This is a genomic window from Paenibacillus chitinolyticus NBRC 15660 (assembly GCF_000739915.1).
Taxonomy (GTDB): domain Bacteria; phylum Bacillota; class Bacilli; order Paenibacillales; family NBRC-103111; genus Paenibacillus_F; species Paenibacillus_F chitinolyticus.
In genome coordinates, this window is record NZ_BBJT01000006.1 from 222,174 (window position 1) to 243,263 (window position 21,090).

14 protein-coding genes and 1 riboswitch are annotated in these 21,090 nt (G+C 54.4%); of the genes, 8 read left to right on the top strand and 6 right to left on the bottom strand.

From position 1 onward, the window contains the following. Positions 1-8: 8 nt before the first annotated feature. From pstA to PCH01S_RS16490, 3 genes are all read right to left on the bottom strand, one after another. Positions 9-866 (bottom strand): phosphate ABC transporter permease PstA, encoded by an 858-nt coding sequence (pstA, locus tag PCH01S_RS16480; protein WP_042230989.1) that lies wholly within the window; start codon positions 864-866, stop codon positions 9-11. Next, positions 863-1,729 (bottom strand): phosphate ABC transporter permease subunit PstC, encoded by an 867-nt coding sequence (gene pstC, locus PCH01S_RS16485; RefSeq protein WP_372011816.1) that lies wholly within the window; start codon positions 1,727-1,729, stop codon positions 863-865. The genes pstA and pstC overlap by 4 nt, the downstream gene beginning before the upstream one ends. Positions 1,730-2,006: 277 nt before the next feature. Beyond that, positions 2,007-2,903 carry a phosphate ABC transporter substrate-binding protein gene (locus PCH01S_RS16490; protein WP_042230991.1) on the bottom strand — a complete coding sequence of 299 codons (897 nt, stop codon included), beginning with the start codon at positions 2,901-2,903 and terminating at the stop codon, positions 2,007-2,009. 275 nt (positions 2,904-3,178) lie between these two features. Between PCH01S_RS16490 and PCH01S_RS16495 the strand changes: the two genes are divergently transcribed. Together PCH01S_RS16495 and PCH01S_RS16500 are read left to right on the top strand one after the other, a co-directional pair. Further along, complete coding sequence (locus PCH01S_RS16495) at positions 3,179-4,906, top strand: methyl-accepting chemotaxis protein (protein WP_042230992.1); 1,728 nt, start codon at positions 3,179-3,181, stop codon at positions 4,904-4,906. Between the two features lie 518 nt (positions 4,907-5,424). Further along, entirely contained in the window at positions 5,425-9,408 is a 3,984-nt protein-coding gene (locus PCH01S_RS16500; protein WP_042230993.1) for a glycosyl hydrolase family 18 protein, read from the top strand. An 83-nt stretch (positions 9,409-9,491) separates the two neighbouring features. Here PCH01S_RS16500 and PCH01S_RS16505 read toward each other — a convergent pair whose 3' ends face one another. Together PCH01S_RS16505 and PCH01S_RS16510 are read right to left on the bottom strand one after the other, a co-directional pair. Further along, positions 9,492-10,820, bottom strand: coding sequence for an ABC transporter substrate-binding protein (locus PCH01S_RS16505; protein ID WP_042230995.1), 1,329 nt, complete (start codon positions 10,818-10,820; stop codon positions 9,492-9,494). A gap of 24 nt (positions 10,821-10,844) precedes the next feature. After that, a complete protein-coding gene (locus PCH01S_RS16510; protein WP_042230996.1) occupies positions 10,845-13,532 on the bottom strand; it encodes an EAL domain-containing protein in 2,688 nt (895 codons plus the stop codon). 129 nt (positions 13,533-13,661) lie between these two features. After that, positions 13,662-13,743, bottom strand: a riboswitch (cyclic di-GMP riboswitch). Positions 13,744-14,140: 397 nt separating this feature from the next. Here PCH01S_RS16510 and PCH01S_RS16515 point away from each other — a divergent pair. The 6 genes from PCH01S_RS16515 to PCH01S_RS16540 all read left to right on the top strand — a co-directional run bounded on the left by PCH01S_RS16515 (position 14,141) and on the right by PCH01S_RS16540 (position 20,178). Next, complete coding sequence (locus PCH01S_RS16515) at positions 14,141-15,769, top strand: catalase (protein WP_042230997.1); 1,629 nt, start codon at positions 14,141-14,143, stop codon at positions 15,767-15,769. A gap of 316 nt (positions 15,770-16,085) precedes the next feature. Continuing rightward, positions 16,086-16,985 carry an oxygen-dependent tRNA uridine(34) hydroxylase TrhO gene (trhO, locus tag PCH01S_RS16520; RefSeq protein WP_042230998.1) on the top strand — a complete coding sequence of 300 codons (900 nt, stop codon included), beginning with the start codon at positions 16,086-16,088 and terminating at the stop codon, positions 16,983-16,985. 169 nt (positions 16,986-17,154) lie between these two features. Beyond that, positions 17,155-18,078, top strand: a complete 924-nt coding sequence (locus tag PCH01S_RS16525) for a Gfo/Idh/MocA family protein (protein ID WP_042230999.1) — start codon at positions 17,155-17,157, stop codon at positions 18,076-18,078. Between the two features lie 212 nt (positions 18,079-18,290). Next, positions 18,291-18,842: a GNAT family N-acetyltransferase gene (locus PCH01S_RS16530; RefSeq protein WP_042231000.1), complete on the top strand. Its 552-nt coding sequence runs from the start codon at positions 18,291-18,293 to the stop codon at positions 18,840-18,842. A gap of 126 nt (positions 18,843-18,968) precedes the next feature. Next, positions 18,969-19,976 carry a TIR domain-containing protein gene (locus PCH01S_RS16535; protein ID WP_042231001.1) on the top strand — a complete coding sequence of 336 codons (1,008 nt, stop codon included), beginning with the start codon at positions 18,969-18,971 and terminating at the stop codon, positions 19,974-19,976. 1 nt (position 19,977) lies between these two features. Further along, complete coding sequence (locus PCH01S_RS16540) at positions 19,978-20,178, top strand: hypothetical protein (RefSeq protein ID WP_042231002.1); 201 nt, start codon at positions 19,978-19,980, stop codon at positions 20,176-20,178. Between the two features lie 262 nt (positions 20,179-20,440). Here PCH01S_RS16540 and PCH01S_RS16545 read toward each other — a convergent pair whose 3' ends face one another. Further along, on the bottom strand, positions 20,441-20,971 hold the full coding sequence (locus PCH01S_RS16545; RefSeq protein WP_042231003.1) for a DinB family protein: 531 nt from the start codon (positions 20,969-20,971) through the stop codon (positions 20,441-20,443). Positions 20,972-21,090: the final 119 nt, after the last annotated feature.

Below are 21,090 nucleotides of genomic sequence, written 5' to 3' on the forward strand. Positions count from 1 at the left end.
TGTCAAGGTTATTTCCCTCCCGTAAGTCTTTTTTGGATGATTCGGCTAGGAATGCCGATAAGCAGGTTGAAGATCAGAACGACTACAAGAAGGAGCGCCGCACTGCCTTCCGCGATTTTCTTCGCATCCGGCACGATGGCTTCCGCTTGGATGTACCATAAGTGCGTGGAGAGCGTTTCGCCCATCGTCAGCGGATTGAAATCCGGGAAATGCCGGGAAACGGAAAGCCCCGACGTATAAATCAGGATGGCCGATTCACCCAGTGCGCGCCCGGCTACGAGCGTAATGCCCGTGATCAGGCTCGGCAATGCGGTTGGGATCAGCACTTTGCGGATCGCCTGCCATTTGGTCGAACCGAGCGCAAGACTCGCTTCCCAGTACGATTCGGGCACGGTACGGATCGATTCCTCCGTGACCCGGACAAGAACCGGCAGATTCAGAAGCGCCAAAGCCAGGGAACCGCTCAAAATCGAAATTTTAAAATTCATCAAGTCTACGAACAACAGAAATCCGAACAAACCGAATACGATGGATGGCACGGAAGACAGCGTCTCGACGGACATGCGGACAATTTCGGTGAAACGCGATTTCTTGGCGTATACCGCCAGGTAGATCCCTGCTCCCAACCCGATCGGCAGCGAGAACAGCAGAGAGAGAAATAAAATATAGAACGAGTTGAAGAGCTGGGGTCCGACGCCCCCGCCTGCCACAATATCCTCCGGCTTGCCCGTGATGAAATCCCAGGTAAGATGCGGCAGTCCCGCACCGAGAATCCGGATCAGGAACCAGGCCAGGATCAGCAGGATAAAGATGCCGGTTGCCCAGAAGAACAGCGTGGCGATCCGGTCAGTCGTTTTACTGTTCATTTCACTTCACTCCTTCTTGATACGACACGGATGATGAGAATAAGCAGCAGCGAAGTGATCAACAGAACAAAGGCCATCAAGTATAGCGCGTTGTTCCAGGTCGATCCGTAGTTCGTGTTCCCCATGTCCTTGACGATTGCCGTCGTAAGAACCGTGGTCGAGTCAATCAGCGATTTGGGCATCTGCGGCGAGTTCCCGATGACCATAAATACCGCCATCGTCTCTCCGATAGCCCGTCCGATTCCCAGCACCACGCCCGTCAAAATCCCTGGCCGTGCCGCGGGAAGAAGTACGCGCCAAATCGTCTGCCAGCGGGTGGCTCCGAGCGCCAGCGACGCTTCTTCCAGCCGCGGAGGCAGAGCTCGGATCGCGTCTTCCGAGATAGACAGGATGGTCGGCAGAATCATAATCGCGAGAATGATTCCCGCCGGCAAAATACCGTATCCTGTCCCGTTCACCACTTTTCCGATAAAAGGCACGATGACCGTAAGGCCGATCAGGCCGTATACGACCGACGGAATGCCCACGAAAAGGTCCGTTGCCGGACGCATGATCTCTCTCACCCATTTCGGTGCGATCTTCGCCATGAAGACGGCTCCCGCTACGGCGAGAGGGACCGCAAGTACGATGGCGAGCATCGTTAACAGAAAAGTACTGAACAGGAACGGAAACGCTCCGAATTTGTCCGCGCTTGGCGTCCAGTCTGTCGAAAAGAAAAATTCAATCGGGCTGACGCCCGAGAAGGTGCGCATGCCTTGTACACCGACAAACAAAATAATCGAAAATATGACAATCGAGACGAGTGACGCACTGCCGACGAACAGCAGCTTCATCACGCTGTCCTGCCGTTTTTGCAGTTTCATCCAGCGCGTGGGTCCTTTCTGGCTTTGACGGTTCTGTCGGCTCTGCTCCTTCGTCTTCGTTGTTTGCTGAGCGTAAGTGTTCACAAACGGGAAGCCCCCTTCAATCGGAATGCGTGCATAGTCGGTAAGCACAAAGTACTAAATGATTCTTCTTAATCATAGGCCCTGTTTGTAAATACAAAATTAATCAATTGTAAAGCCCGTGTAAATTTTGCGGCAAAAAAAAAGATGCCCCGAAGTTAATAAGCTTCAGGACATCCCACGGAAGTAACGCTTTTTATTTTTTCAGAAGGTCAGCCGGAAGGAACTTCAGCTCTTCAACTTTTTTCGATTGGAAATCAGGGCTCATGATGTAGTCAAGGAAAGCCTTGGTCGCGCCGGTAGGCTCGCCTTTCGTATACATGCGCTCGGTTCCGAACAGCTTGTAGCTGCCGTTTTTGATCGTCTCTTTGGAGAAAGCGACGTTGTCGAATTTCAGAGCTTTAACCGTGTTGTCCAGGTACGGCGTATCAATGTAACCGATGGAGCCGGATTGGCTGCCTACGGCTGTTTTAACGGCACCCGTGCTTTCTTGAACGACGCCTTCTTTTGTGAAGTCTTTGCCTTCAAGAACGATTTGCTGGACAAGCTTGCGGGAACCGGAGGAATCCGGACGGTGAACGACGTTAATCGGAGCGTCCTTGCCGCCTACTTCTTTCCAGTTCTTGATTTTACCCATGAAAATATCGGCTGCTTGTTGTTTCGTCAAACCTTCGATATTCACATCAGGATTTACGATAAGTGCGAATGGAGCGATTGCAACCACGTGTTCTTTCAGGTTTTTGTCTTTGTATTCATCGCCAGCGGCAACGTCGGAGTTCCCGATATTCGAAATGCCGTCCGCTACGTCTTTAAGACCTTTGCCGGAACCGCCGGCCGTCGGGTTGATCGTAACTTTCGGATTCTTTTCCATGAACAGCTTCGCCGCTTCTTTCACGAGCGGGAGAAGAGCGCTGGAGCCGGAAGCCGTAACCGTTCCGGAAATTTCTTGAGCCGCCGTTGTTTCGGCAGGCTTGTTCGATGTTGCGGGGCTGCTTGCGTTTGTGTCTGTCTTTCCGCAGCCAGCCAATACCCCCAGAGTAAGTACTGCAGCTAGCGAGATGGATAATCCTTTTTTCGACATGAACTTAAACATGTTGTACATGTCCTCCTTTGACGTTTCTTTCTTTGTTTTGTGTTTCCTAGGACATCGTAACAAGCGAATGTAAACTGCAAGTCGTCCAAACGTAAATTTCATGTAAAACTTTCACGAACCGTCCGGAAACGTTCCATCCCCCTTCGAAATGAGCCTTTTTTACATTACCTTTACAAAACCCTTCACCTCATCTAATACTTTAGACTTACAATCAAGGAGACTATAGACCTATTTATAAGTCGTTTTCTAAACAAAGAACCTATCGGAGGGTGAACATGGGGAAATTCTTCTATTTGAGCACAATGAAACGTAAATTGATCGCCAGCTTCGGGGTTCTGATTCTGCTGTTTGTGGCCATGGCTTTTTTTCTAGTACATCAAATCAGTAAGATCAGCTCGCAGATCGCGCTGCAAAACGAGCGGGTCGCCATGAAAACGACTGCGCTGGAGCTGAAAGAAACGGTTCAGGAACTCAGCATTATCGCTTCCGGCCTCGAGCTTTCCAAAGATCCTTCCTATATAGAAGGTTACGAGCAGACGAGAAAGGTCTACAGCCGTCTTCTCGACGTCATCAAGGAAACTGCCCGGACCGAAGAGGAAAAAGCGTGGCGCGGGGAGCTTATCGTCGCTTCCGCGGATTACATAAACAATTTCGACGCGGCCGCCAAGCTCGTCCAGGAGAAGAAAGTCAGCCCCAAAGAGATGGAGCTGAGCATGCTTCATTATTACGGCGAAGGGCAAATATTGCGCGAAACGATTTTTAAGCTGGTCGACAAGTTTTATATCGCCTTCTCGGCCGATGCGCAGGCGGCTGTCGAGGACTCCCGGAAAGTCATTGCGCAGACCGTGACCGTCACCGTCGCCGCGGCGGTCCTCGTCCTTCTCGCTTCCGCGGTTGTCGCCGTCCTGCTGATCCGCTCCTTCCTCATTCCGGTGCGCAAGCTCCAGGAAGCGGTCGCGCGCATGGCGTCCGGCGATCTGCGGCATGAAATCGGAAGCCGCACGCAGGACGAGCTGGGCGAGCTCAGCCGCAGCTTCGACCGGATGACCGCCCAGGTCCGCGGCATGCTCGAGCATACGAGCGGCATCGCGACGGCGCTGGCCGGGCAGTCGGTCACGTTCCGCCGGGTGTCCACCGACACGGCGGCGGCCAACGCGGACATCGTCCAGGCGATGTCCGCCATTGCGCACGGCGCATTCGAGCAGGCGGCGGACTCCGAGCATGCGTCCACCTCCGTCGCCGGGCTCGAAAGCGAGACGCGCGAGATCGCCGAGTATGCGGCGGTGATGAGCCAGGCGAGCCGTGAAGCGGCGGAGGTCACCGTGCAGGGTTCCCGCTCCGTGCACTCGCTGGAGGAAGCCAGCGGCGCTACGCGGCGGGTGCTCGGGCAGGTGCAGGAAGCGATGGCGACGCTCGCGGGCGATTCCCGCCGCATCGGAGCGATCCTGGACGCGATTACCGAGATCGCGTCCAGAACCCACCTGCTGGCGCTGAACGCCGCCATCGAGGCGGCCGCCGCCGGCTCCAGCGGGCGCGGCTTCGCCGTCATCGCCGCGGAAGTGCGTCAGCTCGCTCAGCAGTCGAGCGACGAAGCCCGCCGCGCCGCGGGTACGATCGCATCCGTCGAAAGCCGGATGCTCGAGATGCAGGCCCGCGTCACGGACGCGAGGCGCCATGCGGACGCCCAGGAGCTGACCGTCCGCGAATCGCTCGGCTCGTTCGAGGCGATCGAACGTGCGATGGAAGTCGTGACGAATCAGATTCAATTCGTCAACGGCCGCATCGAGCGTTCCCTGCACAGCAGCGCGCAGCTCGTCGGCACCATCCGCCACATGGCGGAAATTGCCGAACAGACGTCCGCGGGCGTGCAGGAAGTCACCTCGGCTTCGACCGAGAACGACGCCTCCATCCGGAGCATCGCCGTGCAGGCCGACGAGATGAACGGACTCGCGGAAAGCCTGTACCGCGAAATCAACAAGTTCAAAATCGGCGAAGCTTCGTAAACGCCGGTAATAACCGAAAGAGCACCCCGTCATGGCGGTGCTTTTTTGCATGTCGAGAAGACATTTTTGTACGGCTCCCGCGGCTTTTATCCAGACACGGCTTTTCGCTCATGAGGCACTCCGTTTTAATTGACCTTCGTTCAGGTTTCGTGTCAGTTCCGTGTAAGAAAAGGGCGGAAAATAGAGAAAATTCTCCCTTATCGTCAAATGTTATCCCTTTTGCTTCCCACCATTTTCCTTGATACTGAAATTAGTTAACCGCTGCATCACGAGAGAAGAATCTTGCGCTTTCGCTTTTTCAAGCTCGTTCGCCTGTCGCTTATATCCAAGCCTGTCAAGGTTGGGCGTTCAACCTATCACCCTTCTTCTCCCATTCTGACGGTTATCTCATAAAGGAGGTGCATGCAGCCAGGAACCGCAACCCATGCGGAACACTCCGGATGCTGTTAAAGTTCTGTGGACTCTTATTAATGAAAGCGTTACCATAATTTCCCTATCCGAAAAGGAGGCATTACTTAATGAATCTGAAATCCCGGCAAACCGCCAAAATCCGGCGTTCCCACTCACCGGCCCGGGTCGCGCTCCGCATCCTGCTGATCGTAACCCTCATTGTGTCTTTATTCCCGTTCCTGGGCTTAAGCGCGCAGAAAGCGTCGGCGGCTGAATCTTATAAAATCGTCGGCTATTACCCTTCGTGGGCGGCTTACGGCCGCAATTACAACGTAGCCGATGTCGATGCCTCGAAAGTTACGCACATCAACTACGCTTTCGCCGACATCTGCTGGAACGGCAAACACGGCAACCCGGACCCGACCGGTCCGAATCCGCAAACGTGGGCCTGCCAAGATGCTGCGGGCGCCAACATTAACGTTCCGAACGGCACGATCGTTCTGGGCGATCCTTGGATCGACACGCAGAAAAGCTTCCCCGGCGATACTTGGGACGAGCCTCTCCGCGGTAACCTGAAACAACTGATCAAGCTGAAACAGGCCAACCCGAACCTCAAAACGATCATCTCCGTAGGCGGCTGGTCCTGGTCCAACCGTTTCTCCGATGTAGCGGCAAGCGCTGCGACACGTGAAGTGTTCGCAAACTCCGCGGTCGACTTCATCCGCAAATATCAGTTCGACGGCGTCGACCTCGACTGGGAGTATCCGGTTGGCGGCGGCCTTGCAGGCAACTCCGCTCGTCCGGAAGATAAGCAGAACTACACGCTGCTTCTTCAAAAAATCCGTGAGAAGCTGGATGCCGCAGGCACAGCGGACAACAAGAAATATTTCCTGACCATCGCTTCCGGCGCAGGTCCGACTTACGCGGCCAACACCGAGCTCGGCAATATGGCCAAGTATCTCGATTGGATCAACATCATGACGTACGACTTTAGCGGCGGCTGGCAGACGATCAGCGCTCACAACGCTCCACTCTATACCGATCCGGCCGCAATTGCCGCAGGCGTACCGAATGCGGACACGTTCAATGTGGAAAAAGGCGTACAAGGGCACCTCGACGCCGGCGTACCGGCAAGCAAAATCGTTCTCGGCCTCGCTTTCTACGGACGCGGCTGGAGCGGCTGTAAGAACACGGCTAACGGCGAATACCAGCAGTGCGCCGGGCTGGCGACTACCGGAACGTGGGAGAAAGGCTCTTACGACTTCTACGATCTGGAAGCCAACTATATCAACAAAAACGGATACACCCGCTACTGGAATAACACGGCGAAAGTTCCGTTCCTGTACAACGCTACGAACGGCACGTTCATCTCTTACGACGATGCCGAATCCATCGGGCATAAAACAAGCTTCATCAAGTCCAAAGGTCTTGGCGGCGGCATGCTCTGGGAATTCAGCGGCGACCGCAACAAGACGCTTCTGAAGAAAGTCACGACCGATCTGGCAGGTTCCGCACCGGTCGGCGATACGATCGCACCTTCCGTACCGGCCAACCTGACAGCAACGGCTAAAACGTCCACAAGCGTTACGCTTTCTTGGAGCGCTTCGACGGACAATGTCGGCGTGACCGGCTACACCGTCACTTACGGTACCAAAACGGTAGACGTTTCGGCGACCACCGCGACAATCACGGGTCTTACGCCAAGCACGGCCTACTCCTTCACGGTAAAAGCGAAGGATGCGGCGGGCAACGTATCCGCGGCAAGCTCCGCCGTATCCGTCACCACCGATGCGAACTCGGGCGGCGGAACAGATACGACGGCACCGACGGTTCCGGCTAATCTGGCCGTAACGGCCAAAACGTCGACCAGCGTAACACTCGGTTGGACGGCTTCCACCGACAACGTGGGCGTAACCGGCTACACCGTATCTTACGGCAGCACGAGCGTCAACGTCACCGGTACAACCGCAACGATCAGCGGCCTTACGGCCGGCACCGCTTATACGTTCAGCGTAAAAGCGAAGGACGCGGCGGGCAACCTTTCCGCAGCGGCGACCGTTTCGGCTACGACGGACAGCGGCTCCGGCGGCGCCGGTTGCCCGGCGGCATGGGACACAAGCAAATCGTATACGGGCGGACAGCGCGTCTCCTACAACGGCAAAATCTATGAAGCAAAATGGTGGACGCAGGGCGAACGCCCGGATTCTTCCAACCAATACGGCGTGTGGAAATTAATCAGCGATTGCGGAGCGGGAGCGGGTTCTCCCGCTTCTGTTTCTTCCGGCGGCGCGGCGCTTGCCTCTAATCTGATCGCAGGTGCTGGCGCGGCTTTACCCGCCATCGCTCCGGGCAGCTCCGCTGCAAGCACATCTTCGGCCCTGGCTCCGAGCACCAAAGTGCTCGTCGGCTACTGGCACAACTTCGACAACGGTTCCGGTTTTATTCGTCTGCGCGACATCTCCCCCAAGTTCGATGTCATTAACGTTTCCTTCGCCGAGCCTGTAGGCGGATCGACGACAGGAACGATCGGATTCACACCTTACAACTACACAGATGCGGATTTTAAAGCCGATGTCGCTTATCTGCAAAGCCAAGGCAAGAAAGTCATTATTTCCATCGGCGGCGCGAACGGCCAGGTTCAGTTAACTACAGCCGGCGCGCGCAATAATTTCGTAAGCTCCATGAAATCCATCATTTCCAAATACGGCTTCGACGGCCTGGATATCGACTTCGAGGGCCATTCCCTGTACCTGAACCCGGGCGATGCCGATTTCAAAAATCCGACCACACCGGTCATTACGAACCTGATTTCCGCTATCCGCGAGCTGCATGATTCGTTTGGCGACAAATTCATGCTGACTATGGCTCCGGAAACGTTTTTCGTCCAGCTCGGCTACGCCTTCTACGGCGGCACTTGCAGCGGCTGCGATACGCGTGCCGGTGCTTACCTGCCGGTGATTTACGGCGTACGCGATATTTTGGACTGGCTGCAGGTTCAGCTCTATAACTCGGGCCCTATCACGGGACTGGACGATCAGTACCACACGATGGGCGTAGCCGATTTCCACGTGGCTATGACCGACATGCTGCTTACGGGCTTCCCGATCGCCAAAAATCCGAACTCCTTCTTCCCGGCCCTCCGTCCGGATCAAGTCGTGGTCGGCCTTCCGGCTAACGGCAACGCGGGCGGCGGCTTCACAAGCGTCTCCGAAGTGCATAAAGCGCTGGACTATCTGATGAAAGGCAAAGCTTTCGGCTCCTATACTCTCCGCGGTTCCGTTCAACCTGGACTGAGAGGTCTGATGACCTGGTCCATCAACTGGGATAAATTCAACAACTTCGAGTTCTCGAACAGCCACCGCGCCTATTTGGACAGCTTCGGCCCGGGAACTCCCGTAGATACTCAGGCTCCTTCCGTTCCGGGGAATCTCCGTTCATCCAACGTAACGGCTACAGGCGTCACGCTTACGTGGAACGCATCCACGGATAATGTCGGCGTAGCTGGTTACGAAGTCTATCAGGGATCGGTCAAAATTGCCGATACGGCAAGCACGACCTACAACGTCGGCAATCTAACGGCAAACACCTCCTACACGTTTACCGTAAAAGCGAAAGACGCGGCCGGCAACGTATCCGCGGCAAGCACGCCGCTGGCCGTCACAACCGCTAACGGCGGCGGCTCCGGCGACACGACGGCACCTACGGCGCCAACGGCCTTGAAAGTAACGGCGAAATCTTCGAGCAGTGTAAGCCTCGGCTGGACCGCTTCAACGGATAATGTCGGCGTAACGGGCTACACCGTTTCGTACGGCGCCAATACGGTGAATGTCACAGGTACGACCGCCGTCATCACGGGACTGACCGCGAACACGGCTTATACGTTCACCGTAAAAGCCCTGGATGCGGCGGGCAACGTATCCGCAGCCGCTTCCATCCAGGCAACGACGGACCCGGCATCTCCCGGAGGTCCTGCCGCATGGGCAGCCGGCGTCAGCTACAAGCTTAACGACGAAGTCACATACAACGGCTCGACTTATATTTGCCGGCAGCCGCACACCTCCCTGCAGGGATGGGAGCCTTCCAACGTGCCGGCGCTCTGGACTAAAAAATAAGGACTGATTAGGCAGTCATGCCGATCGGACCGAAACAAAAAAACAGCAGCTCCGCCCCGTATTGACGGGCGGGCTGCTGTTTTTTATTTTTTCTTCATGGTATTCAGTAAAATCTGCTTTTCTTTCGCAAGGGACTGTTCGATTTTATCTCGTGCGTCCGCGATAATCTGTTTGGTAGCCAGTCTTTTCTCAATGCCGCTTGCGATCTCACTCTCCCAGATTTCCTGGGCCTTGACGTCCAGCGGCGTGGTAGGAAATTCTCTCACCCGGGTCATCAAATCCTCATGAAGCGCATAGGTTTTCTGTCCCCCCAGGAACTGATTCGTGGCCGCCAATTCCTTCGCGTTGCCCCGGGCGGGCAAATACGCCGGAACCGCTCCGCTGAGACCTTCCTTGCTGTATTCGGTAACGGCGAATTCAATGAATTTCCAGCCCATCTCCTTGTTGGCACCGTCCGAAGGGAGAAGGAAATTGGTGCTGTTTTGCCAGCCGTACAAACCGAAGGGAAGTCTCGTTTCTCGCCATTTGCCGGCCGTCTCGGGCGCCCATTCTTTAATCTGTTCGACTCCCCATGTCCCAAAATACATCATGGCGATCGTTCCGTCTTGGACCGCCTTCCGGCCCATATCGCCCCATACGTCCAGGTGGGCCTCCAAGCCGAAATCGTTCACTTTCTTGGCGATCTCGACCGCTTTGTGGAACGCTTCATTGTAGCGCATAAAGTTCAGCTTGCGGTCGAAAATGCCTTCCGAACGCTCGAAGAGCTGGACCGTTTCGTTCACCCACTGCGTCAAATAAATGTTGTGCTCGCGAAGCTCCTTGGCCATATGCAGCCAATTTGCGGGATCTTCCATATACTTGGCAAGCTCCTCGGGCTCCGAAGGGAACCCGTACTGCCTCATAATGTCCTCCCGGTAATAGGTGACGGTAGGCGTCGTGGACAGCGGAAAGGCAATCAGCTCATTTCCGTCCGCCGACATGGCGCTTTCCCAGATGGAAGGACTGAAATCGTTGCGGTATTTCCCCGCCTGATAAGGGGGCTGAAGCAAATCTTCCAGCCCTTCAATCGCGGAGAAATTGCCGAAATCGGCGCTGTCGACCATCATGACGTCCGGCGGCTTCCCGTCCGCCAGTGCCTGCAGATAAGCTCCCGTATATTCAGAGTAAGGAATGACCTTTATGTCTATGCTTAGATCCGGATAGCTTTCTTTGAATTTGGCCGCCATGGTCTCGATCCCGCCGTAATGGGTCCATATCGACAAATAGTTCGAAACAGCCCTTTTGTCCCCGGAGGGAGCCGGCTTTTCGGCGGGCGGCGATGAAGCGGGAATGAGCGGCTCGGACCGGAAGCAGCCCGCTGTGGATACTATGAGCAGGAGCAGCAGCACGAAGATTTTAGTTAGTTTGACCACAACTCGTTTCCTCCCATCGACTAGCTAATCTGTACGTCCCCCGGCAAAAAGTCCGGCATAATTTCCTCTTTGGAGAAGACGGGAAAATTCCGGGGCCGGCAAAGGTCTGCTGAAATAGTAGCCTTGGAGCTCGTCGCACCGGCACCGGGTAAAATATTCCGATTCCTCGGCCGTTTCGACTCCCTCCGCCACGACGGTCATATTCATGCTGTGAGCCAGCTCGATGATCGCCTTGGCCACGGCGGCTTTTTTGGGCTCCCCGCCGATATCCCGGATGAAAGAACGGTCCAGCTTCACATGTGAAATCGGCAGACGCTGAAGCTGGTTAAGGGAAGAGTATCCGGTCCCGAAATCGTCGATCGAAATATGGATGCCCCGCTCCCGGATCCGGCTTATGATTCCGATGACCAGTTCGACATTCTCGATAAATACTCCTTCCGTTATTTCCAGAGTCAGGTAGGATTCTTCCAGTCCCGATTCTTCCAGCGCGCCATGAATCATATCCAGTAGATTCGTCTGGGAAAAATGCAGGGCCGAAATGTTCACGGCAACCGGAACTTTGGGAAGTCCCTCATCCTGCCACGCTTTATTTTGACGGCAGGCTTCCTTCAATACCCATTCGTCGATTTTGTAGATGATCCCCGATCTTTCGGCCAGCGGAATAAATTTATCGGGTGAAATGCGCCCCAGCTCGGGATGCTCCCAGCGCACCAACGCCTCTATTCCGCTTATTGCGCCGGTAACCGTATCGACCTTCGGCTGATAATGTAGAGTGAACTGATGGTTCGAAAGCGCTTCCTGAATACCGTTGTCGATCATCATTTCTTCGGAGAAACGGATCTTCAGCTCTTCTTCATAGAACTGATAGCTGTTACTGCAGCCTACGGATTTGGCGAAATACATCGCCATATCCGCGTTTTTGACGATGGTCTCCATCGTTTCGCCGTCTCGCGGAAACATGCTGATACCGATGCTGACCGAACTGTACAGGGGCGATTCCATCAGCCGGATGGGTTCTTCAAGGGCCGCAAACATGCTGCGCGCCACGGCTGCCGCTTTGGCGTCACTGGCATCTTCAATGACGATGACGAACTCGTCTCCGCCGATCCGGAACAGCTTGCACGATTCCTCAACGCTTCGGGCAAATCTCTCGCCGATCTCCTTGAGCAGCAGATCGCCGATATCGTGTCCCAGCGTATCGTTAATCTGCTTAAAGCGGTTTAAATCGGCGAACATGACCGCCACTTGCTTGGGTGCGTTAACCGCTTCCAAAAGCAGGCTCTGCAGATAGGTTGTGAAATACAGGCGGTTGGGAAGCCCCGTGAGGATGTCGTAAAAAGCGAGCTGATGAAGCTTTTCCTCCGAAAGACGAAGCTTGTCCGTCTGCTCCTGCAGGCGCTGATTCATATCCTGGGCTTGGTGAAACATGCTCATCAGGTTCAGCGACATCTGCCGGAAGTTATAAGTCAGCGAGGTAATCTCCGAAACGCGGCTGCTCGGCCACTCGATTTCTTTCATCTGCTTCAATTTTTCCGGCAGGTCCGTTGTCGAGGTCGCCAGTTTGGACAGCCCGTGAACCAGAACACGGCTTAAATATAATGCGGTGGCGGCTGCCGCTGCTGCGAATAAAAGCAGGTACCAGAGCTGCGACAAGTACTGGGCGAACACACTGACCTGATAATGGCGGATCGGAATGTCGATGTATACGTGCAGGGGCATCCTGGCGACCGCATTTTCGTAGATGTAGCTGCCCTCTCTCCACTGTTGAGCGGGCAAGGCCGCTGTCTCCCGGTCGGGCAGGACCTGGTAAAAGTTGTCGTCCAGTCCCACGACATTGTTGCCGCTCTTCCAGTCATAAATCTGGTTCAGCTTGTAGCTCTGACGATCGGCCGCCAAAACATTATTGGACCTGTCCGTAATGACGATCCGGAACAACTGCTCCGAGGTGTATTTATTCACCAGCTCCTGCAGATAACCCACTTGTATCCGCCCTTTGAGCCTGATGCCGAGAATATCCTCGGCTCCCCATTGGTTCAGCTCCTGGTTGATGCTGTTGGCCGTGTTTACCGCAAGCTGCTTGGAGTTCTGGATGGACAATTTCTCGGAATACCAGCTATTCATCACGATATAAAGGAGCGACGGAAGCGCCACGGCCATAATCGACAGGTGAAACAGGACCTTGCTGTAGGAATAGGTTCTTTCCCGCTCTTTGACGAGGCCGAACCAGTGAAAAAGAGGAAGGTACTTCAGCAAAATATCGACGATTAGCGCATTGAACAGCCCGTTCGAGAGCGCAAACAGGAGCATCAGAATCAGCTCGTCCGATACAAATTTGTAGAATCCGTAATAAATGGCGAACATCAGCGGAAGCCCGATCAGCAGCCAGTAAATACTGTCCCAGACAAGCAGCCTCCCCGGTTTTTTCCGGTTAAGGAGTCCGACCCCGGCAATTTCAAGAAAGCCGATCCATTCAAATGCAGGATGGTGTAGAAAAAAGAAGGAGAAGAGTTGGGTAATGACGCCGGCCAGGAGGCCCAGACGGACGCCGAACAACGATACGGCAAACAGGAGAAAGATGCTGGAAAACGAGAAGGCGATTCCGTAGATAAGATGAAGCTCGCTGGCTTCGAAAAGAAGCGCCAAAGCGATACAGAGCAGGTATCCCAGCGTAAGGCGGGCTTTATTTTGTAAAAGGGACTGAATAGTTTTCATACGCTGTCCTCCATTTCTGCCGAAAAGTACGAATGTGAGCACCGCCCCATGTCCGAACTTACTTAATGGATACCGGCAAAAATAAAAGACCGCTTACAAAACAGCAGCCTCCACTTCCACTCATCCAACTTCGGTAACCCGGCTGTCTAGCTGCGCTTTAGACCCGTGGCTTTGCGTCCTATGCTTTCGCGATAGTTTGCCTTTATCGAGTTATTCAACTAAAGATTCGTTAGTTAATAATTTCGACGCACTAGTTCTCTTTCCTCTTTTTAACAACAATATAATAGGGCAAAAGTCGCATTTTTTTAAAAACTTAATAATAGCCGAATGAAGGAGGGAAATTAAGTCTTTTGGTGCCGCTTACATTTCATCCGTAAAAATCGTGCCTCCCCTAGGGGTGTGGCTTTCTTTTATTATATAAGTGATTTCCAATAATTACCTCATTTTTTGGCCGCTTGGTCCGGAAAATTTCTCTTTGCGCCATCCGATCGATAATCCGCCGGAAGCTTACCCTGCTCCCTCCCCCGCTGACTTTCCGTTACATGCATAGTTTCGACCCCCTCTGAAAATAATGGAAACAGCCTAACAAGAACAGGAGGAATCGGGTTATGAAAGACGAGATCAACAACGGGACGGCCGTAACGGGAGTCGGCGGCCCTGCCGATCAAAGACTCGCCGAAGGCGAGCAGGAAACGACGCTGACCAACCGGCAGGGTCATCCGATCACCGATAATCAGAATATCCGCACCATCGGAAACCGCGGTCCTTCTACCCTGGAAAATTACCATTTTCTCGAAAAGATTTCCCATTTCGACCGCGAGAAAATTCCCGAGCGCGTTGTACACGCCCGCGGCGCAGGCGCCCACGGCTATTTTGAGGCGTACGGTAAAGTCGGCGAAGAGTCGGTCGCCAAGTATACCCGCGCCAAGCTTTTTCAAGAGGCCGGTAAAAAAACGCCGGTATTCGTCCGGTTCTCCACAGTCGTGCACGGTGTTCATTCGCCCGAAACGCTCCGCGACCCGCGCGGCTTTGCCGTCAAATTTTATACGGAAGACGGGAACTGGGATCTCGTCGGCAACAATCTGAAAATCTTTTTTATCCGCGATCCGCTCAAGTTCCCGGACATGGTTCACGCCTTCCGCCCGGACCCGGTTTCAGGTGTTCAAAATATGGAGAGAATGTTCGATTTCCTCTCCAATTCCCCGGAAGCGACGCATATGGTGACGTTCCTGTTCTCTCCTTGGGGAATCCCGGCCAATTACAGGGAAATGCAGGGGTCCGGCGTCAATACGTACAAATGGGTCAACGCAAACGGCGAGGGAGTGCTGATCAAATACCACTGGGAACCGATAAAAACCGGCATCCGCAACCTGACCCAGAACGAAGCGAACGACATACAAGGGAAAAACTACAGCCACGCTACCCAGGATCTGTATGAAGCGATCGAACGCGGCGACTATCCCGAGTGGGAACTCAGCGTTCAAATTCTGAGCGACGACGAGCACCCGGAGCTGGATTTCGATCCCCTTGATCCGACCAAGCTGTGGGATCACGAGAAATTCCCGTTCCTCCCGGTCGGCAAAATGGTCCTGAACAAAAACCCGGAGAACTACTTCGCCGAAGTCGAGCAGGCGGCTTTCGGTACGGGCGTCCTCGTGGACGGCCTGGATTTCTCCGACGACAAGCTTCTCCAGGGCCGTACCTTCTCCTACTCGGATACGCAGCGCCACCGGGTGGGGACCAACTACCTGCAGCTGCCGGTCAACGCTCCGAAAAAGCATGTCGCGACGAACCAGCGCGACGGCCAGATGACGTACTTCGTGGATCGGGCGCCCGGCCAAAATCCTCACGTCAATTACGAGCCTTCTTCGCTCGGAGGACTGCAGGAAGCGCCGCCGCGCGGACGGGAACACGAGCCGGCGTACAACGCCAAGCTTGTCCGCGAGAAAATCGACCGGCCGAACGATTTCGGACAGGCGGGCGACACGTACCGGAAGTTCGAGCCATGGGAGAAAGACGAGCTGATCTCCAATCTCGTCAACAACCTCAAGATTTGCAAGCCTGTCATCCGCGACAAGATGGTGGAGTATTTCACCCAAGCGGATGCGGAATACGGTCGCCGCGTAGCGGAGGAGCTGGGCAAGGCAGTTGCTTCGTCCGAGCACATGGGGACGGTTCAAAACCGGGAAGGCGCCGGGAAAGCGGAACAAGCCGGCCGCAAAACGGACGGCTATTAAAAGCCGCCGACGCCTGCACCTCGAAAACGGAGAACAGGGAACTGATTTCCTGTTTTCCGTTTTTCCGTTTTCGCGTTTTTGCCGACTATTATTAATAGAAGCTTCTGATATCCGCCGCCGCAAAATATCCTATCACTTTCCATTCGCTATTTAAGAAGCCAAAATGTTTACTAAGTCCGGGATATCTTCTATAATAGATGCATGAATCCTCAAGTTACTCCTCGATAACGGTAGGAAAGGGCACTCCCTTTTCTACCGTTGTTGATTGAACGTAGCCTTTTCTCCCAAAACTTTAGATAGACAGGTGGTACTGACCATGAACGATACGCAGCAGCCTTACCGCATTTTGCTTTACTATAAATTCGCCCCGATCGCTAATCCAGAAGAATTCGCGGCCGAGCACCGGGAATACTGCAAAAATCTCGGCTTGAAAGGCCGCATTCTGATTGCCGCCGAAGGCATCAACGGGACCGTATCCGGTACGGTCGAGCAGACGGAGCAGTATATGTCGGACATGCACGCCAATCCTCTTTTTGCCGATATGGTATTCAAAACCGATCCGGCCGAAGAGCATGCATTCAAAAAAATGTTCGTCCGCTTCAAACAAGAGTTGGTCACTTTCCGTTACGACGAAGAGCTGGACCCTAACGTGATCAGCGGAAAAAGATTGTCTCCGGCCGAGTTCCACGAACAGCTTCAAAACGAAGACGTGATCGTCCTCGACGGACGCAGCAACTATGAATTCGATCTGGGCCACTTCCGAAACGCGATCCGGCCGGACGTGGAAGCGTTCCGCGAATTCCCGGAATGGATCCGGGAAAACATGGCCGACCTGAAAGACAAGACGATCCTGACGTATTGTACGGGCGGTATCCGGTGCGAGAAGCTGACCGGCTTCCTGATCAAGGAAGGCTTCAAAGATGTCGCGCAGCTCGAAGGGGGCATCGTCACTTACGGGAAGGACCCGGAAGTGAAAGGAAGACTTTTCGACGGCAAATGCTACGTCTTCGACGAACGGATTTCGGTGCCGATTAATCACACCGAAGAAGATATCGTCGTAGGTAAATGCCATCACTGCGGCAAGCCTGCCGACACGTTCATCAACTGCGCGAACGACTTCTGCCATCTCCAGCACATCAGCTGCCCGGAATGCGAAGAGAAGCACAGCGGCTGCTGCTCGGACAAATGCGAGGAGCTCGTTCTTTCCGCGCGTTAAGCAGCTTCGCTTGGCGGCGTGCGCTTTGCCTAAAGCGGCTGTGATCGTCCGCCGCCGAGAATCCCCGGACCCTCTCCGATAAGGAGATCGGCCCGGGGATTTTCTTTTTGCGGGAAAGACCGGCGAAGTTCCGCTATAATGGAAGAAGAACATTCGAGGAGGAGACTTTATGCGCATTGGTATTATCGGGCTCGGCGACATCGCCCGCAAAGCTTACCTGCCGGTGATCACCGCAAGAAACGACGTGGAACTTATCTTCTGCACGCGAAATACCGCTACCCTGGAGCAGCTTGCCTCCGTTTACCGGATAAGCGAAACCGTTACGGAGGTCGGCGAGCTGATCAGCCGGGGCATCCGGGCGGCATTCGTCCACTCTTCAACGGAATCCCACGCGGAAATAACGAAGCAGCTTCTGCAAAACGGCGTTCACGTCTATGTGGACAAGCCTATTGCCTATACATACGAGGAGTCCTTGGAGCTTACGGAGCTTGCGGAAAAAAACGGCCTCATTCTGATGGTCGGCTTCAACCGGCGTTTCGCTCCTCTCTACGTTACCGTTAAAGAGAAATCATCCCCGAACCTTATACTGATGCAAAAAAACCGCCCCCACTCCCCCGACTTTGCGCGCCGGTTCATCCTCGACGATTTCATCCATGTCGTCGATACGCTGCGCTATCTTGTGCCGGGAGCCGTCCGGGACATTAACGTCACGTCCCACCGGCAGGACGGCAAGCTGTACCATGTGATGCTTCAGCTCAGCGGCGACGGCTACACGGCCGTCGGCATCATGAACCGGGACAGCGGCGCCAGCGAAGAAACCGTGGAAACGATCGGAGGCGGCCGCAAATGGTCGGTGAAGGATCTCAATACCGCGGTAGAGCTGGCGGACGGCGGCGAGCGGCATTACAAATTCAACGATTGGGACCCTGTTCTGCACCGCCGGGGTTTTCATGCCATCATCGATCATTTTATCCAAACGGTAAAAGAGGGCGGACAGCCTCTGCAGTCAACGCGGGATGCCCTCGAAACCCATCGCGTCTGCGAGGAGATTGTCAAGGAGCTTGAAAAACAGGGAGTATCCGCCTGGGGATAAGTGAGACCTTCTCTCCCGGCCGGTCACCTGAAAGGCGGTCTTTCAAAAGGACTGCCTATTCTCTTGCCCGCCGGCCGGCCCTTCTTCGTTTGAAAGGGCCCGTTTTCGCTTAAACTAAGAAAGAGTGCTTCACGTTTCCGTGGAGTCCGCTCTTTCTTTTTGTTTTCGTTTCGATTGGCTTTTTGCCCATCCATACCAGACCGGAGGTACCGATGAAAATCATCACGACCGCGCAGTGGGACGAAAAGCTTTGGCGGGAAGCGGAGCCCCTCTACAATGAGGCTTTTCCGGATCACGGAAGAAAGCCTATCCGGATCATCCGTCAGATGTTCCAAAGGAAGCTCTGTTTCCTGCATCTCGGGATTGTTGAAAATACGGTCGCCGTTATGGCGATTACCGGTGAACTGCCTTCGGTACGGGCGCTTCTGATCGACTACATCGCCGTCCGTCACGATTGCCGCGGACAAGGCACCGGGCGGCATTTTATAGAAGAGCTTAAACATTGGACCCGCAGGGAACGCGGCCTCAGCGGAATACTGATCGAAGCGGAGGCGGGCGACGGACCCGGCCATCGGAGCCGGCGGCGTTTCTGGGAAGCCTGCGGGTTTCATTTGACGGACTACGTTCACGAATACAGCTGGGTGCCGGAGCGCTACCAGGCGATGTATGTGAATTTAAGCCCCGAAGGGAAGCTCGCGGACGACGGCCGGCTTCTTTTTGAGTCGATCACCGACTTTCATAAAAGGTCCTATCAGCGCACCTAGTCGAAGGGAGTCGGATTACCGCCCTTTCTTCCTTTTCGCATCGTCCTACTTCTGCCGCATGGACAAATAAGCTCCCTTGCGCTATTTTTAAAGAAGCAGGCGACTTTTGGAAAAAAAGGAGTACGTATGGACCAACAACGGAAACCGAAAGTGTTTATCGGCTCTTCCAGGGAAGCGATTCCTATCGCGGAAGGTGTGCTGGAAAATCTCTCCCCGGCCGCACAGGCGAACCCCTGGTTTGCCGGCGCCTTCAATCCCGGGCGGTATACCATGGAAGATTTGGATAAACAGGTGCAGAACAACGATTTCGCCCTTTTCATCTTATCGACGGACGACGTCGTTCAAATCCGCGGCAAGCAGTATGCCTCGGCCAGAGATAACACCATTTTTGAAATGGGGCTTTTTATGAGCCGCCTGGGCAGGGAACGCGTCTTTTTTCTTATGCCGGATCATATTCCTGAAAGCGTTAACGAAACGGCCGTCGGCGGGCTGCGGACGCCTTCGGACCTGTTCGGGGTCAATGCCCTTACGTTCGAAATCCGTTCCGAAGCCGATGAGTGGGTTCAAGCGACGGCCGCGGCTTGCAGCACCGTCAAAAGAAAGATGCGCGAATTGGGCTGCCTTTCGGAGCAGCCGACGATCAACCAGCTCGCACGCATTCTGCGTCTTTTTCGTACCCTGTTAAAGGGGGTTCCCTTCAAATCGGAGGAAGAAAATTCCCTCCAGACTCTAAGCGAAGGAATTCGGATCTCCTACACATGCCCGCCCCAGTATACGGTTAAGGGCGTCACGATTCACAGGGCGGAGCAGGACGAGTGGATCAAGCAGGTCGCGGGCACCTCGAACATCGGCACGATGAACCGGACTTATCCCTTAACGGCCAATGAAAATCTGGTCCCCGGAGACAAGCGGATCCTCGTGGTGGACGCTCATTTGAACAACAGAGTCACGATGAATCTGCACTCTTCCTCCATTGAAAATGAATATTTGATATGTTATCCTTTAGCTAAGAAGTATGTGTTGACCGTGCATATGATCGGCCAGGACACATTGAGTTCGGAGCAGTTGAATAAGATAGCCGGCCTGAACGGGCAACTGATCAGTTCGGTAAACGATTTGTTGGGAGGGGAATAAGATGAAACCGGTCAGAAACAGATCGAACAGCGGATTAAAGCGTCGTCGTTCCGCCAAATCTGCTGGCAAAGTCTTGGCCCAACGGGATTCCTCGGGTCCAATTTATTCCATCGGTCCTTCCGTAGACGGGAAAGAACAGTCTTTCCAGCTCGTTTTGGAGAAAGAAGCCGTGTACGAAACACCGGTCTATCTTCAAGGCTGACGCCCATACAGAATGATAACAACCCGCTTCCTTTCGCAAGAAAGGGGCGGGTTTTTGCTGTCCAGGCACCAAGGTATCCGTATATCCGCATGTTCGGCTGCGGTTGGCGGGCAGTATGGAGGTGTGAAAGCATGAAGAGACGGAGGAGTGAAGAACGGAGAGACGCAGGACGGGAGGACGGGCATACGGATACATCCGAGTTTGGATTAACGGAAGCGTAGAAGCCCGCTTTCCACCCCCTCGTCCGGTCCCCTTTATTCCGCTAACCCGAGTGAGCCCGGCGAATCCGTTTCAGCTGGTGAATGTGACCCCATTCGTGAAAAGCGCTGAATTGCAGCCACTGGCAGGCATTCAATTCCACGCCGAGGGGATGGCAGGACATCAGACGGTTCGTCTCTCTTGCGGCCAAAAGAGGCAAAAATGCTTTCAGGTTGCCGCGTACTTCCGCAAGCCGTTCCAGCCCGTCCTCATACGCCACTTTTCCGGTCGGAAATGCGGAAGGCGGAGATTTTTTCGGCGAGCCGAGCAGCCCTTTTTGCTCGAACAGCGCCGTGATGTCCACCAGCTTCCGTTCCTCCGGCTCGGATGGCCGGACCGCTTCGCCGTTCAGCAGCCTTCCGATTTCGGCGATGACCTGCTCCTCCACGATGCTCAGGTGCTCGACGATCTGAACCGGATTCCAGCCGCCCTCATACTCGGCCAGGTGCCGTTCCTCCGGTCCGAAAGCGTCCAGCGCCTCCAGAAGCTCCCGTCTTTTTTTGTCCAGAAAGGGTTCCAGCTCGGAAAAAATCATACGTCCCGCCTCCTTGTGTATAAGCGTCCTTCTCTCCCCATCATAGCGCGTTCCCGTGTTTTTTTCATCCTTAATTTAGGCATTCTCCCAAAATAATGGAGTCCGGCCGGTCCGGCTGC

Coding starts and splice junctions, on each gene's coding strand:
- PCH01S_RS16515 (WP_042230997.1), top strand. CDS start 14,141: ATGAAAGACGAGATCAACAACGGGACGGCCGTAACGGGAGTCGGCGGC.
- PCH01S_RS16500 (WP_042230993.1), top strand. CDS start 5,425: ATGAATCTGAAATCCCGGCAAACCGCCAAAATCCGGCGTTCCCACTCA.
- PCH01S_RS16540 (WP_042231002.1), top strand. CDS start 19,978: ATGAAACCGGTCAGAAACAGATCGAACAGCGGATTAAAGCGTCGTCGT.
- pstA (WP_042230989.1), bottom strand. CDS start 866: ATGAACAGTAAAACGACTGACCGGATCGCCACGCTGTTCTTCTGGGCA.
- PCH01S_RS16525 (WP_042230999.1), top strand. CDS start 17,155: ATGCGCATTGGTATTATCGGGCTCGGCGACATCGCCCGCAAAGCTTAC.
- PCH01S_RS16535 (WP_042231001.1), top strand. CDS start 18,969: ATGGACCAACAACGGAAACCGAAAGTGTTTATCGGCTCTTCCAGGGAA.
- PCH01S_RS16545 (WP_042231003.1), bottom strand. CDS start 20,971: ATGATTTTTTCCGAGCTGGAACCCTTTCTGGACAAAAAAAGACGGGAG.
- PCH01S_RS16530 (WP_042231000.1), top strand. CDS start 18,291: ATGAAAATCATCACGACCGCGCAGTGGGACGAAAAGCTTTGGCGGGAA.
- PCH01S_RS16495 (WP_042230992.1), top strand. CDS start 3,179: ATGGGGAAATTCTTCTATTTGAGCACAATGAAACGTAAATTGATCGCC.
- PCH01S_RS16490 (WP_042230991.1), bottom strand. CDS start 2,903: ATGTTTAAGTTCATGTCGAAAAAAGGATTATCCATCTCGCTAGCTGCA.
- PCH01S_RS16510 (WP_042230996.1), bottom strand. CDS start 13,532: ATGAAAACTATTCAGTCCCTTTTACAAAATAAAGCCCGCCTTACGCTG.
- trhO (WP_042230998.1), top strand. CDS start 16,086: ATGAACGATACGCAGCAGCCTTACCGCATTTTGCTTTACTATAAATTC.
- pstC (WP_372011816.1), bottom strand. CDS start 1,729: ATGAAACTGCAAAAACGGCAGGACAGCGTGATGAAGCTGCTGTTCGTC.